A 1038-nucleotide genomic window follows, 5' to 3' on the forward strand; every position below is an offset into this window, starting at 1 on the left:
ACGTGTCGGACGGCGGCGCGTCCGGCGGCCCGCCCGCCGGGCGGGCGTCCGCGGGGCAGGCGTCAGGGGTGTTGTCAGGCGTGGTCGTCACGGCGCGCATGTAATGCGTCATGCGCGCTTTGTCTGGTGCTATCCCCCGCGCGACTCGGCGTCGGCCGCGGAGCAACCGGCCCCCTGTGGACAACCTTGTGGGCAATCATTGGGGCGGCGCCCGTAAACCGCCGATTTCAAGCCACTTGCGGCGCCGCCAAGGAAAACCGTGGCTAAACGCCAAGTGACTGAAAAGGCTGAGTCAAGTAGTTTTCTCCCCAGGCGGCCCGCGCACCGCCGCGCGGCCGGCGCCAAAGCCCCGACGTTTCAATCGATAAGCCGCCGGGCGTGGACAACTTTCCCCAAAAACCGCGGCATTCCGGCCACGGCCATGCGCCTGAATGTCGGGTTCGCGCCGGGCGGCGCGTCATTCCTCGGTCGCTGCCGCGTCCGGCGACGGCGGGTGCCAGTTCATGTGCTGTCCCCCGTCCAGCGCCAGCATCTGCCCCGTGACGGACGGCAGATCAAGCAGGGCGCAGACGGCCCGGCCGATCTCCTCGGGCGTCGTGCCGTGGCGCAGCGGGACCGATGCCTCCTGCCGCGCGAACTGCGCCGCCGTCTGCCGCTTGCTCGGCAGCGCGGGGCCGGGGCCGATGGCATTGACGCGGATGCGCGGGGCGAGCGCCAGGGCCATGGTCTGCGTCAGCGTCCACAGCGCGGCCTTGGACACGGTGTAGGACACGAAGTGCGGCGTCAGCGACCAGACCCGCTGGTCGAGCAAGTTGATCACCACCCCCTCGGCCGACGCGGGCACCGCCCGGGCAAAGGCCTGCGTCAGGACGAAGGGGGCGCGCAGGTTGATGGCCATGTGGGCATCCCACGAGGCCCGGGTGGCGTCATGCCACTCGTCCCGCTCGAACAGGCTGGCGTTGTTGACCAGCACGCCAAGCGGCCCGAGCGCGGCGGTGGCCCGCCCGATCAGGTCGGCAACCGCTGCCTCGTCCGCCA

At 70.8% G+C, this 1038-nt stretch carries 1 protein-coding gene; it reads right to left on the reverse strand.

Going from position 1 to position 1038, the window contains the following annotated elements; all coding sequences use genetic code 11:
- Window positions 1-457 precede the first annotated feature (457 nt).
- Window positions 458-1038 (reverse strand): SDR family oxidoreductase (locus tag B8460_RS18675; protein WP_048863131.1); only part of this gene is annotated, 581 nt, incomplete at its 5' end.

The organism is Acidisphaera rubrifaciens HS-AP3, assembly GCF_000964365.1.
In the GTDB taxonomy this organism is placed as follows: domain Bacteria; phylum Pseudomonadota; class Alphaproteobacteria; order Acetobacterales; family Acetobacteraceae; genus Acidisphaera; species Acidisphaera rubrifaciens.